At 73.5% G+C, this 12985-nt stretch carries 11 protein-coding genes; 5 read left to right on the plus strand and 6 right to left on the minus strand.

The window, feature by feature from the left end; all coding sequences use genetic code 11:
• Positions 1-67: 67 nt before the first annotated feature.
• From EST54_RS16675 to EST54_RS16695, 5 genes are all read left to right on the plus strand, one after another.
• Positions 68-1237, plus strand: a complete 1170-nt coding sequence (locus EST54_RS16675; RefSeq protein ID WP_129248426.1) for a lactate 2-monooxygenase — start codon at positions 68-70, stop codon at positions 1235-1237.
• The gene (locus EST54_RS16680) at positions 1234-2247 is read left to right on the plus strand and encodes a 2-hydroxyacid dehydrogenase (RefSeq protein ID WP_129248427.1); all 1014 of its coding nucleotides are present in this window, start codon (positions 1234-1236) and stop codon (positions 2245-2247) included. Before EST54_RS16675 ends, EST54_RS16680 begins: the two co-directional genes overlap by 4 nt.
• A 359-nt stretch (positions 2248-2606) precedes the next feature.
• A complete protein-coding gene (locus tag EST54_RS16685) occupies positions 2607-3896 on the plus strand; it encodes an MFS transporter (RefSeq protein ID WP_244942540.1) in 1290 nt (429 codons plus the stop codon).
• Between the two features lie 281 nt (positions 3897-4177).
• Positions 4178-5497, plus strand: coding sequence for a hypothetical protein (locus EST54_RS16690; protein WP_129248428.1), 1320 nt, complete (start codon positions 4178-4180; stop codon positions 5495-5497).
• 33 nt (positions 5498-5530) lie between these two features.
• Positions 5531-6676: a UDP-N-acetylmuramate dehydrogenase gene (locus EST54_RS16695; RefSeq protein ID WP_275543271.1), complete on the plus strand. Its 1146-nt coding sequence runs from the start codon at positions 5531-5533 to the stop codon at positions 6674-6676.
• Between the two features lie 70 nt (positions 6677-6746).
• Here the strand turns inward: EST54_RS16695 and EST54_RS16700 are convergent, their stop codons facing one another.
• From EST54_RS16700 to EST54_RS16725, 6 genes are all read right to left on the minus strand, one after another.
• On the minus strand, positions 6747-7013 hold the full coding sequence (locus EST54_RS16700; RefSeq protein WP_174857448.1) for an acylphosphatase: 267 nt from the start codon (positions 7011-7013) through the stop codon (positions 6747-6749).
• A 62-nt stretch (positions 7014-7075) separates the two neighbouring features.
• On the minus strand, positions 7076-7849 hold the full coding sequence (locus EST54_RS16705) for a DUF72 domain-containing protein (protein ID WP_129248430.1): 774 nt from the start codon (positions 7847-7849) through the stop codon (positions 7076-7078).
• A 72-nt stretch (positions 7850-7921) separates the two neighbouring features.
• Positions 7922-9079, minus strand: coding sequence for an XdhC family protein (locus tag EST54_RS16710; protein WP_129248431.1), 1158 nt, complete (start codon positions 9077-9079; stop codon positions 7922-7924).
• Between the two features lie 61 nt (positions 9080-9140).
• Positions 9141-11285: a xanthine dehydrogenase family protein molybdopterin-binding subunit gene (locus EST54_RS16715; RefSeq protein WP_129248432.1), complete on the minus strand. Its 2145-nt coding sequence runs from the start codon at positions 11283-11285 to the stop codon at positions 9141-9143.
• The gene (locus tag EST54_RS16720; RefSeq protein WP_129248433.1) at positions 11282-12274 is read right to left on the minus strand and encodes an FAD binding domain-containing protein; all 993 of its coding nucleotides are present in this window, start codon (positions 12272-12274) and stop codon (positions 11282-11284) included. Before EST54_RS16720 ends, EST54_RS16715 begins: the two co-directional genes overlap by 4 nt.
• The gene (locus tag EST54_RS16725) at positions 12271-12876 is read right to left on the minus strand and encodes a 2Fe-2S iron-sulfur cluster-binding protein (protein ID WP_129248434.1); all 606 of its coding nucleotides are present in this window, start codon (positions 12874-12876) and stop codon (positions 12271-12273) included. The genes EST54_RS16720 and EST54_RS16725 overlap by 4 nt, the downstream gene beginning before the upstream one ends.
• Positions 12877-12985: the final 109 nt, after the last annotated feature.

The following is a 12985-nucleotide window of genomic DNA, read 5'->3' on the forward strand; positions in this document are numbered from 1 at the left end:
GCCTTGTCACTGTCGCCAGGATCTCGGTGAGCATGCGGTTTCAGCGAACGAGAGGCGGGACGTACGGATGGCGAAGCACTGGGCGGACTTCCAGTACGAGATCTATCTCCGCGGGATGACGGGCGCCGTCCCACGGCTGCCGACCGATCTGTCGCGGCTGGAGGAGCTCACCGAGCAGCGGCTCGGCCCCGGCCCCGTCGGCTATGTGGCCGGCAGCGCGGGTACCGGCAGCACCGCCGACGCCAACCGGGCCGCACTGGACCGCCGGCGGATCGTCCCGCGGATGCTCCGGGACGTGGCCGAACGCGACCTGTCCGTGGAGGTCTTGGGCCACTCGCTGCCCGCGCCGCTCGCGCTGGCTCCGGTGGGCGTGCTGTCGCTGATGCATCCGGACGCCGAGCCCGCCGCCGCCCGGGCCGCCGCCGCGCAGGGCGTGCCGTACATCCTGTCCTCCGCCTCCAGCACCCCCATGGAGCAGGTCGCCGAGGCGATGGGGGACGGGGAGCGGTGGTTCCAGCTGTACTGGGCGAAGGACCGCGAGGTGACCCGGAGCTTTCTGCACCGGGCGAAGGCGGCGGGCTTCACCGCGCTGTTCGTCACCCTCGACACCCCGCTCCTCGCCTGGCGGCCACGCGATCTCGATCAGGCGTACCTCCCGTTCCTGCGCGGCGTGGGCACCGCCAACTACTTCACCGACCCGGCGTTCACCGCCGGGCTCGCCAAGCCGGTGCACGAGGACCCCGACGCGGCCGTGATGCACTTCGTGGGGATGTTCGCCGATCCCGCCAAAACCTGGCCGGATCTGGCCTTCCTGCGCGAGAACTGGGACGGCCCGATCGTGCTCAAGGGCATCCTGCACCCGCAGGACGCGCTGCTGGCCGCCGAGGCCGGTATGGACGGGGTGGTGGTCTCCAACCACGGCGGCCGCCAGGTGGCGGGCTCGGTCGCCGCCGCCGACGCACTGCCCCGGGTCGCGCAGGCGGCCGGGGACCGGCTGACCGTCCTCTTCGACAGCGGGATCCGCACCGGCGACGACATCCTGAAGGCGCTGGCCCTGGGCGCGAAGTCGGTGCTGGTGGGGCGCCCTTACGCCTACGGTCTCGGCCTCGACGGCCAGGCGGGCGTGGAGCACGTCATCCGCTGTCTGCTCGCCGAGTTCGATCTGACCCTCGCCCTGTCCGGGCACTCCCGCCCCACCACCCTGACCGCCGACGACCTCATCGAGGAGTCCGCATGACCCCCACGACAGATCCGGCCGCGGACCCCGGGACGCGGCCGGTGAAGAATGTCCTCGCCGTCATCTCCCCGCACGTCGGCGGCCGTACCGCCGGCGCCGCGCTGACCGGTCTCTTCCCCGGTCAGGCCCGGGTCACCGTCGTCGAGACGGCCGACGAGGACCCCGCGGCCCTGCGCGCGGCGAACGTCCTGATCACCGGTCTGAGCCCGGTCACCGCCGCACACCTCGCCGCCGCGCCCGATCTGGAGCTCGTCCAGTGCGCCAGCCACGGCTTCGACTACGTCGATCTGGACGCGGCCCGTGCGCGTTCCGTCCCGGTCTGCACCATCGGCTCCAGCAGCGCCGAGAAGCAGAACGTGGCCGAGCAGACCTTCGCCCTGATGCTCGCCCTCGCCAAGCAACTGGTCCCCGCGCACACCGCCCTGGTCGAGGCCGACTGGGCACTGCCCCGCCTCCAGCAGTCCCTCACCGAACTGTCCGGCAAGACCCTCGGCATCATCGGGCTCGGCCAGATCGGTACGGAAGTGGCCCGGCGCGCGGTCGCGTTCGACATGAGCATCGTCTATGCCGGGCCGAGTCCGCTCGCACCCGAGGCCGCGGCCCGGCTCGGCGGCGCCCGTCATCTGAGCGTCGACGAACTGCTGCGCACCGCCGACTACATCAGCCTGCACGCCCCGCTCACCGAGCGGACCCGCCACCTTCTCGACGCGGAGCGCCTCGCCCTCCTCAAGCCGACCGCGTTCGTCATCAACACCGCCCGCGGCGCCCTCATCGACCAGGACGCCCTCGCGGACGCGCTGGAGGCCGGCACCCTCGCCGGCGCCGGCCTCGATGTCTTCGATCCCGAACCGCCCACGGCGGCCCTGCGCCTGCTCAAGGCCCCGAACGTGGTCCTCTCCCCGCATGTCGCGGGCGTCACCCGCGAGACGCTCGTCCGCATCGCCCTGGCCGCCGTACAGAACGTCCTCGACCATCTGGCGGGCAAGCCCGTGCGGGACGTCGTCTCCTAGTCACCTCCCAGGGGAGGCCCGCAGGGGCGTTGGCCCTGGGGCGGTGCGCACCGTGCCAGGGCCCTGCCCCGAATTTCGGCCATTGTTCGACGCGTGGGGCGCGCGGTGCCGGCCATCCCGGCGGGGCGATGCGGCCGGCAGCCTCCTGACCGGACACCGCCAATTCTCGACACCCCGCGGCTGCCGGCCGCGCCACAGGAGTAGCGTCCGCCCGGAATCCGGGCGTCCCGCCGGTCGGTTCGGGCCGTCCGGTCCGTTCGTCAGCGGACCGCTGTGCCCGGCGGGACCTCCGGCCCGGACATCCGAGGGCCGTCCCGGTAACCGGCGACGGCCGCACCAGGAAAGGCGGACGCACGCTCGTGGAACCCCGTGGACGCACCCGTTGGGCGATCGGCGGATTGCTGGCCGGCGGTATCGTCGTCAACTTCCTCGACCGCACGGCGATATCGGTGGCGAGCTCCTCGATCGCCGAGGACTTCGGGCTGGACCTCCAGCAACTCGGGGTGGTGCTGTCGGCCTTCACCTGGTCGTACTGCCTGGTCCAGTTGCCCGCCGGGATGCTGGTCGACCTCCTGGGCGTCTCCCGGCTCACCCGGATCGCGTCCGCGTTATGGGCCGTTGCCGGCCTGCTGACCGCCGTGGCCAGTGGGGTCGGCCCGCTCATCGTGGCCCGGCTGCTGCTCGGGGTGGCCGAGGGGCCGTCGATGGTCGGCGCCTCCAAGGCGACCGCTGCCTGGTTCCCCGTCGGTGAGCGCGGCATGGCGACCGCGCTGTTCGACGGAGCCACCAAGCTCGCCAACATGATCGCTTTCCCGGTGCTGGCGTTCGTGATGAGCGAGTGGGGCTGGCGGGCCGGGTTCCTGTTCAGCGCCGCGGTCAGTGTGCTGTTCACCGCCGTGTGGTGGTGGGGCTACCGGGACCCGTCCGCGCTGCGCTCACTGCGTCCGGCAGAGCGGGACTTCATCCTTGCGGGCGGGGCACGGGACGCCGACCGGGGCGGCGCCCGGCAGTTCCTCGTGGCCCTGCGCTCCCGCAGGATCTGGATCCTGTCCTGCGGCTTCGCCTGTTACGGCTACACCATCAACATCGTGCTGACCTGGATGCCGGAGTTCCTCCAGCGGCAGTTCCATGTGCGGCTGCTGCAGTCCGGCCTGTACTCGATGATTCCGTGGGCGGTGGCGACAGTGGCCGAACTCGCCTTCGGGGGCTGGCTGGTGGACCGGCTGGTGCGCCGGGGCCGTCATCCGTGGCGGGTGCGCAAGGCCGTACTGACCTGCGGGCTGGCGCTCGGCGCGGCGATCGGCGCCGCGGGGAGCGCGGCCTCGCCGGCGGTCGCGGTCTGCTGGATGTCGGCCTCCCTCGCGGGGCTGGCGATCGCCGCGCCCGTGGCCTGGAGCCTGCCCGGCCTGCTCGCCCCGCCGGGGACGGTGGGGGCGGTCAGCGGGCTGATGAACTTCCTCAATACGGCGGCCACCGCCGGCGGTGTGCTGCTCACCGGCCGGCTGGCGCACGTGACCGGATCGTTCGCCGCGCCCTTCCTGTTCGCGGTCGCCGTCCTGGCCGTCGGCGTCGCCCTCTACTGGTGGGCGCTGCACCCGTCCTCGGTGCCGGACGACGCCCCGCCGACCCGGCAGCCGGCCCGCGTCTGAGGCGCGGAGCCGCACTTCCTGCGCAGGTAGTGCAGCTGCATCGCCCAGGCAAGAGCTGTGGCTGTCGTCACAGATTCCGTGTCCCGCCCGGGGGCATGCCTTGTACGCACCGGTAGTTCTGGCAGGGGAGCGTGGAAAGCAGCTATGCACACCGTCGGTCCGATCCGGCTCAGGTCCGGCCTCACCCGGGGACCGGCCGGGCAGTCGCCGGAAGCGGCCGTCCCCGCTCCGGCGACCAGTGCACCGGCGCCGAGGGCGGCCGCGGCCGAAGGTGTCCGCCGATGACCGATACCTCCTTCTTAGCCTCGTGTCTGGCGCGATTATCCTGGCCGCCGGAGCGGCTGGCCCGTGAGATCAACAGACGCTGCGGCAGCGGCACCATCAGCAGCAAGGCCCCCTACAACTGGCTGAAGGGTTCCTGTCCCCGCCGCCGGCTGCCGCACATCGTCGCCCGGATCCTCTCCGAGCAGCTCGGTGAGCCGATCGCGGTCGAGGCGCTGTGGCCCCAGCACTTCCCGGCCGGCACCCCGCCGCTCCCCCAGGGCCCCACCCATCGTCCCCCGGTGGCACCCCTCCATCTGCCCTCCGATCAGGACCCGTTGACGGCATCGGTGGACTGGCTGGTGACCGACGACCCGCCACCGCCCTCGCGCAGCCGCGGCGACGAGGTCCCCGATGCCGCGGTCGGCATGCTGACCGTCCGGATCCAGCAGCTGCGTCAGCTCGACGACAGCGCCAGCAGCGGACTCGTACTGGACTGGGCACTCCAGGACCTGCAGTGGGCGCAGAAGCTGGCCGCCAAGTACTCCTACGGCGCCGAGACCGGGCTGCAACTGCACCGCATCATCGCCGAGCTCGGCCAGCTCACCGCGTGGCTGACCGCCGATCAGGGCATGGACGCGCTGAGCACCTCGCGTTTTCTGAACGCGCTGAGCGCCGCCCGTGCCGCCGGCGACCGGCCGCTCGCCGCGTACATCATCTCCTGCATGAGCTACCGCGCCGGCTGGGCCGGCCGGGCGGAGGAGGCGCTGCGGCTGAGCCGCATCGCCCGCAAGGGGGCGGCGCACGAGGACATGGGCATCGGCCAGGCGCTGCTGGCCACCCGCGAGGCCAGAGCCCATGCGAGCCTCGGCGACGAAGCGGGCTGTCAACGCGCCCTGGAGGAGGCCGCCGAGCTCAGCCGGGCCGGCCGGCCCTCCTGCGAGCCGCCCTGGGCGTACTGGCTCACGCCGGCGGTCATGGTGGCCGACGCCGGACGGGCCTGGCTGGAGCTGGGCCGCCCCCAGCGGGCGGAGTCCCATCTGACCCGCGGGATCGACATGCTCAAGGGCAGCCAGCCGCGCAACCTGCTGCTGCACAGCGCCTCGCTGGCCGAGGCGCGGCTGGCGCGCTGTGAGCTCGACGGCGCGGCGGAGGCCACCGCGGACGCGCTGGCGCTGACCGGGAACGTCACCTCACAGCGCGCCCACACCCGGCTCATGAGCCTGCGCCGGAGGTTTCTGCGGTACGACAGCGCGGTGGCGCGCGAGATCGTGCAACGGGCGGACGAGCTGCTGCATGCGGGCCGGCCACCGGCGGTGTGCCAGGGCCGGACACCATGACCTCCTTCGGCAGGTCAGCGGCCTGCGCATACAGTGCACGTACGCGCGAGCTCCCCATGGCCGGCACGTACTGAGCGCGGGCTGAGCCCCGCCGCTGCGCAACCGCGCCCCCCTCTGACACGGAACGGCATCCAGGAGAAACAGGACCCTATGCGAGTCACTCACGCGGTACCGCTTGCCCCGATGACGACACTGGGCATCGGAGGACCGGCCGCGGCCCTGATGGAGCTGCACGATCCGGCGGACTTCCCCGAGTTCGTCGCGCTGGCCGACACCCTGCCCGGCGAGCCGGTCTGCCTGGGCGAGGGAAGCAATGTGCTGGTCGGTGACGCCGGATGCGACTGCGCCGTGCTGCGGATGAGCACCAAGGGCGTACGGATGGCGGGGAACACGGCGGACGGCCGGGTGCGGGTCGAGGTGCAGGCCGGTCATCTGCTCTCCGACCTGGTCGACACCACCATCGCCGAGGGCCTCACCGGTATGGAGATGCTGGTGGGCATTCCGGGGACCGCCGGCGCCACCCCGGTCCAGAACGTCGGTGCCTATGGTCAGGAGACCGCCGACACCCTGGTGGAAGTGACCGCGTGGGACTGGACGTTGCGCCGCATGGTCACCATGGATGCCGCGGCGTGCGGGCTGGGCCACCGCACCAGCGTCTTCAAGCGTTCCCGCCGCTGGACGCTGCTGACCCTGGTCTTCGCGCTGCGCCGGTCCGAACTCAGCGCGCCGGTCGGCTACCGTACGGTCGCCGCCGAGCTCGGTGTGCCGGTCGGGACCCGGGTCCCCCTGGAGGAGGTGGCGCAGGCGGTGCTGGCCGTCCGGCGGAGCAAGGGCATGGTGCTGGGCTGCAGTGGCACCGACGACCGGTCGGTCGGCAGTGTGTTCCTCAGCCCCGAGATCTCCCCCGCCCAGGCCGAGAGCCTGCGGGCGCAGAACGCTCCGGTGAACCACTTCCCGGACGGCTCGGTGCGGGTGAGTGCCAGCTGGCTCATCCGGCAGGCCGGCTTCGAGCTGCGCCGCCCGATCGTGCCGGGCGTCCGGCTGTCCTCGCTGCACTACACGCTGGTCGCCGACGAGGGCGCGAGCGCAGCCGGCTTCACCGAGGCGATCGACATCGTCTTCCAGGAGGTCCTGCGCCGCACCGGGGTACGGCTGACCTCGGAGATCGACTTCCTCTGAGGGCGGTGTGGCGGCCGGGCACCGGCCGGCGCGGTTCTCAGGAGCCGGTGAGCGAGCGGGGACCGGAACCCTAGCGGACGTCGAAGCCCGTCAGGCCCTCCGGTTCCTCCTCCTGGACGGACACGGCGCCGACGGTCGCCAGGGGCGGGCCGTCGTGCGCCCAGTCCACCAGCTTCTGGACCCCCTCGGGCGGCCCCTCGAACACGGCCTCCACCGTCCCGTCCGGGCGGTTGCGCACCCAGCCGGCCACGGCGTGCTCATCCGCCGTGCGCCGGCAGGTGTCGCGGAAGAACACCCCCTGTACGTCCCCGGAGACCACCACATGTCGGCGGATCATCCGTGTCTCACCTCGCTTCCTCGCCCTGGCGGTACCCGCGCAGATATATCCCGGCCCCGTGGTCAGCCCGCGGCGCCACGCCCGGTCGGCGTACGGCTCACACGGCGGCCGGCGGCCGCGACGGCGCGGCCGAAGTGCGCGGCGTCCAGGACGGCCGCGCCGTACAGGTCGTTGTTGAAGTACGCGTAGATGTCGGCCCGCTCCGGCCAGGTGTCGCTGAGCCGCCGCACCCAGGTGCTGAGCGCCTGTCGGCCGTAGCGCGGCCAGGGGTCCGCACGGCCCGCGTGGAAGCGCAGATACCCCCAGTCGGCGGTCCGCCAGAGCGGCGTCACGGGCCGGGAGCCGCGGTCGGCCCAGCACAGCGCCGCGCCCCGCCGCTCCAGCACCGTACGGATCTCCGCGGTCCACCACGAGTCGTGCCGGGGTTCGACCGCCACGCGTGTGCCGGCCGGGAAGCAGCCGAGGCAGGTGTCGAGCAGCCGGGCGTCCGCGGGCAGGGTGGGCGGCAGTTGGAGCAGGACGGGGCCGAGCCGGGGGCCGAGGGCGGCGGCCCGCGACATCAGCCGCCCGACCGGCTCCTCGGGATCGCGCAGCCGCTTGATGTGGGTGAGGTAGCGACTTGCCTTGACGGCCATCACGAACCCGTCGGGGGTCCGCTCCCGCCAGTCGGCGAAGGTCTTCTCCTCGGGCAGCCGGTAGAAGGCGGCATTGCTCTCGACGGTGGCGAAGTGCCGCGCGTACTCCTCCAGCCACAGCCGCTGCGGCCGGTCGGGCGGGTAGAGGACCGTACGCCAGTCCTTGTACTGCCAGCCGGAGGTTCCGACGAGGACGGTCATGTGCGGATCCCTGCCCGGCCGGGGTCCGGACGTATCAGCCGCCCCCCTTACGGTCCGGCGGCCGGGTGGGCGTCAGGCCGCGGCGGGTGACCCGGCCGCACCGGATCCCCGCTGGTCCGCGTCATGGTGAATCGGCCGCCGCGAGCCGGTCAGCGGCACGCCCGTGCCGCCCCGCCGGGCCGCGACGATCTCCGCCGCGATGGACAGGGCGGTCTCCTCGGGGGTACGGGCGCCCAGGTCGAGGCCGATCGGGGAGTGGAGCCGGGCCAGTTCGGGTGCGGTGAGGCCGGCTTCGCGGAGTCGGCGGTTGCGGTCCTCATGGGTACGGCGTGAGCCCATCGCGCCGACGAACCCGACCGGCAGCCGCAGGGCCACCTCCAGCAGGGGGATATCGAACTTGGCCTCGTGGGTGAGCACGCACAGCACCGTGCGGCCGTCGGTCTCGGTGCGCTGGAGATAGCGGTGCGGCCACTCGACGACGAGCTCGTCGGCCTCGGGGAAGCGGGCCCGGGTGGCGAAGACGGGGCGGGCGTCGCACACGGTGACGTGGTAGCCGAGGAACCTGCCGGCGCGCACCAGCGCCGCGGCGAAGTCGACCGCACCGAAGATGATCATGCGGGGCGGTGGCGCACTCGATTCGACGAAGAGCGTCACGGCGGGCTCACAGCGCGATCCGTCCTCCGCGAGGTCGCAGCTCCCGGTGCGCCCGGCGTCCAGCAGCGCGCGGGCCTGCTCCGCCGCCGCGCGGTCCAGCTCCGGTGGTCCGCCGAGGCCGCCCTCGTACGTCCCGTCGGGGTGGACGAGCAGCGGTCGGCCGAGGAGTTCGGACGGGCCCCGGGCGACCCGGGCGAGGGCCGCCGCCGTGCCCCGGGCGGCGGCCGACAGCGCCGCCGCCCACACCCCCCGGTCCGGCGCGGCCGCCGCCACCGGCGTGACCAGGACCTCGATCTCCCCGCCGCAGGTCAGCCCCACCGCGAAGGCGTCCTCGGCGCTGTAGCCGAACCGTTCGCGGACCGTCACTCCGTCCCTGAGCGCCTGGACGCACAGGTCGTAGACGGCCCCCTCCACACAGCCCCCGGAGACCGAGCCGAGGGCCGTGCCCCGGCTGTCGACGGCGAGGGCGGCGCCGGGCCGGCGCGGTGCGCTGCCGCCGACGGCCACGACGGTGGCGACGGCGAAGTCCCGGCCCTGTTCGACCCAGCGGGTCAGCTCGTCGGCGATGTCCAGCATCGTGGTCTCCTCGTGGTTCGTGGTCCGGCGGGGCGGCGGCACCGCGGACGTGCGGACGGGCTCAGCCGGCGGCGCGGTCGCCGCCTCCCGCCAGCAGGACACGGTCGGGGCGGATCGGCAGGTCCCGGTGGCGCACCCCGGTCGCGTGCCAGACCGCGTTGGCGATCGCCGCCGCACCGCCGACGATCCCGATCTCACCGATCCCCTTGATGCCGACCGGATCGTCCTCGTCCGGGTCGTCGACCCAGTCCGCCTCGATGGGGGGTACGTCGGCGTGCGCGGCGACGTGATAGCCGGCGAGGTCGGCGCCGACCGGGGCGCCCGAGGCGCGGTCCCGGACCGCCTCCTCGTGCAGCGCCATGGAGAGTCCCCAGGTCATGCCGCCGATGAACTGGCTGCGGGCGGTGAGCGGATTGACGATCCGGCCGGCGGCGAAGATGCCGAGCATCCGGCGTACGCGGACCTCACCGCTCGTGACGTCGACGGCGACCTCGGCGAACTGGGCCCCGAAGGCGTGCCGTTCCTTCTGGGCCAGCGCGGCGATCGCGGCGGTGGTGTCCGACCGCACCGTGATCCCCTGCGGGGGTATCCCGCCGCCCAGGGCGAGTTGCTCCCGCAGTTCGCGCGCCGCGGCGGTGACCGCCCAGGCCCAGGAGCGGGTGCCCATCGAGCCGCCGGCGATCATCGCCGGGCCGAAGTCGCTGTCCGCGATCCGCATCCGGATGCGCTCCGGCGTCACCTCCAGCGCGTCCGCGGCGATCAGGGTCAGCGCGGTGCGCGCGCCGGTCCCGATGTCCGCCGCGGCGATCCGTACGATGAAGTCGCCGTCCGCTTCCGCCGTCACGGACGCCGTGGATGGGGCGGCCCGCGCGGCGAAATGCGCCGCCGCCGTGCCGGTGCCGAGCAGCCAGCGCCCGTCCCGCCGCCGGCCGGGACGCGGGTCCCGGTCCGCCCAGCCGAATCGGCGGGCGCCTTCCTGGAAGCAGGCGAGCAGCTTGCGGCTGCTGAACGGAAGCCCGGAGACCGGACCCGCCGCCGGTTCGTTGCGGGCCCGCAGCGCGATCGGGTCCAGTCCGCACTTCTCGGCGAGTTCGTCGAGCGCGGACTCCAGCGCGAACGAGCCCGGCGCCTCGCCCGGCGCACGCATCCAGCTCGGGGTCGGCACATCGAGCCGTACGACGCGGTTGACGGTGTGGTGCGCGGCGGCGTCGTACATCACCCGCCCCATGTCGGCGCTCCGCTCGATGAATTCACGCACCGTCGAGGTGACGGACTCCCCTTGGTGGTCGAAGGCGCGCAGCCGTCCGTCGGCGTCGGCGCCGAGTCTGATCCGCTGCGCGGTGGGGCTGCGGTAGCCGACGACCGAGAACATCTGGCGGCGCGTCAGGACCACCCGGACCGGGCGCTGGAGGACGGTCGCCGCCATGGTGGCGAGCACCTGGTGCGGGCGCAGGGCCTTGGAGCCGAAGCCGCCGCCGACGTGCTCGGACCGTACCCGTACAGAGGCCGGGTCGAGGGAAAACAGGTTCGCGAGTTCCTCCGCCACGAATCTGCTGCCCTGGTTGGAGTCGACGACCTCCAGCCGGCCGCCGTCCCAGCGCGCCATCGCCGCATGCGGCTCCAGTGGATGGTGGTGCTCCTCGGGAGTGGTGTACTGCGCGTCCACCACCACGGCGGACGCGGCGAGTTCGGCCGCCAGGTCGCCCTTCTCGGTCTCCGCCGGGGACTGCGGGGAGTTCTCCGGCGTGTACCTGTCCGGATGCCCGGCGGCGAACGCGACCTCGTGCGGCTCCTGGTCGTAGCGGACCACCAGCGTCTCGGCGGCCTCCCTCGCCTGCTCGGGCGTTTCGGCGACGACCAGCGCCACCGGCCAGCCGGCGTACGGCACCCGGTCGTGCTGGAAGACCTGGACGACCGGGTCGGGCGCCCCGAGAGGCCCGGTGTAGTTGCCGTCGACGCGCGGGGCGTTGCCGTGGTGGAGCACGGCGAGCACTCCGGGCATCGCCAGCACGGGGGCGGACTCCACGGCGCGGATGCGTCCACGGGCGATGGTGGACAACACCAGCCAGCCGTGGGCGAGTTCGGCGAAGGGGATCTCGCCGGCGTAGCGCGCCGCGCCGGTGACCTTGGCCAGGCCCTCCAGGCGGGTGTGGGCGGCGCCGACCGCTCCCGTCACCGCGGTGGTTCCCGTGGTCGTCGTGGTCATCGCGCGGCCTCCTCGGTGAGCTCGGTCAGCAGGGCGACGACGAGGTTGCGCATCAGCGTCACCTTGTAGCCGTTGTGGGGCAGCGCCTCGGCGGCCGCCAGCTCGGCATCCGCGGCGGCGGCGAACGCCTCGGCGCTCGCCGGCCCCCCGGTCAGCACCCGCTCGGCCGTCCGGGCCCGCCACGGCCGGGACGCCACCGCCCCGAAGGCGAGCCGGACCTCGCGGACCGTGCCGTCGTGGACGTCGAGGGCGGCGGCGAGCGAGCCGATCGCGAAGGCGTACGAGGCGCGCTCGCGCACCTTGCGGTAACGGGAGACGGCGGCGACCGGAGCCGGCGGGAGACGGAGCCCGGTGATCAGCGCGCCGGACGGCAGCGCGGTCTCCAGATGCGGGGTGTCCCCCACCGGGAGGTAGAACTCCGCCAGGGGCAACTCCCCCGGCCCGTCTGCCGTTTCGTACCCGACGACGGCGTCGAAGGCGGCGAGCGCCACCCCCATGTCCGAGGGGTGCACGGCGACACAGTGCCCGGAGGCCCCGAGGATCGCGTGGTTGTGGTGCTCGCCCTCGATGGCCGGACACCCGGCGCCCGGGACGCGCTTGTTGCACGCCGCGGCCGGGTCGGTGAAGTAGCCGCAGCGGGTGCGCTGGAGCAGATTGCCGCCGACCGTGGCCATGTTGCGCAACTGCCCCGAGGCACCGGACAGCACGGCCTGCGCCAGCGCCGGATAGCGGCGCCGGACCTCGGGATCGGCGGCGAGTGCGCTGTTGGTGACCGTCGCGCCGATGCGCAGACCGCCGTCCTGGGTGACCTCGATCCGGTCGAGGGGAAGGTCCTGTACGTCGATGAGCAGCGCGGGCCGCTCCACTCCGGTCTTCATCAGGTCGACGAGATTGGTGCCGCCGCCGAGCAGGCGCGCCTCGGGCTCGGCGGCGAGCAGCGCGACCGCCCCATGGACGTCGTGCGCCCGCCGATAGCCGAATTCCCTCATGCCGCCGCCTCCCCGTCCGCCGGGGCGCCGGCGTCGCCCGGGCCGGTCCCCTGCCGCGGCACCACCGGGGCCCCCGCGGCCCCGGCCGCCCGGGCCACCGCCTGGACGATCGACACATACGCGCCGCAGCGGCACAGGTTGCCGCTCATCCGCTCCCGGATCTCGTCGGCGGTGAGCGCCGGCACGCCCGCCTCGGGCCGTACATCGGCGGTCACGGCGCTCGGCCAGCCGGCCGCATGCTCCTCGATCACCGCGAGGGCCGAACATATCTGCCCCGGCGTGCAGTAGCCGCACTGGTAGCCGTCGAGGTCGAGGAAGGCCTGCTGCACCGGATGCAGCCGCTCGCCGTCCGCCACCCCCTCGATGGTGGTGATCTCGCGCCCCTCGGCGGCGACCGCGAGCTGAAGGCAGGACACCGCCCGGCGCCCGTCGAGCAGCACCGTGCAGGCGCCGCACTGGCCCTGGTCACAGCCCTTCTTGGTGCCGGTCAGATCGAGCTGCTCGCGCAGCGCGTCGAGCAGGGTGGTGCGGTGATCGACGGGCAGCGTGTGCTTCTCGCCGTTGATGCGCAGGGTGACGGCGCTGGACGTCGGTGGGGCCATGGTCAGCCTTCTTTCGCGTGTGTCAGGCGCGGCGGGCGTCGGGGCGCGGGCCTGATGCCGGCGGGTCCCTCGGAAGTCGGACGGTCCCCGTGCCGCGGAACCGGGAGCG

Origin of the sequence: Streptomyces sioyaensis, from assembly GCF_004122735.1 — a bacterium.
Taxonomy (GTDB): Bacteria; Actinomycetota; Actinomycetes; order Streptomycetales; family Streptomycetaceae; genus Streptomyces; species Streptomyces sioyaensis.